The sequence below is a fragment of the Schleiferilactobacillus shenzhenensis LY-73 genome, from assembly GCF_000469325.1.
GTDB lineage: Bacteria > Bacillota > Bacilli > Lactobacillales > Lactobacillaceae > Schleiferilactobacillus > Schleiferilactobacillus shenzhenensis.
This window is the reverse complement of sequence record NZ_KI271585.1, coordinates 54,030-54,379: the sequence shown is the minus strand read 5'-3', so window position 1 is coordinate 54,379 and position 350 is coordinate 54,030.

Here is a 350-nt window from a genome sequence, read left to right as displayed (position 1 = left end):
TGATTTCACCACTGAGCCCGTTTTGCCTCCGCTTGCTACGCGTTGGCACTCAGTCACACCCAATACACAAGTTTTGTCACGGGCCCAACTTTCCAACTGATCCCACAGTCTGCTCCGCCCTTCGGCACCCTGCATTCTCGGAGACTGGAATGGTCTCACCCGAACCTGACACGAGACGAGGCAGCTTCTTCAGTGACCATTACGTCAGCTGCCGACCGCAGATCCGCGGGCAGCCCTCTGGCGAATATATCGTGCTACCAGAATTTTACGATCGGGTAAGATGTAGGCGATTTGGGCCCGGAGGCTGGCGGGCGTCAGCCATGAAATTGTTCTTAGCGGGCGGTCTTTGC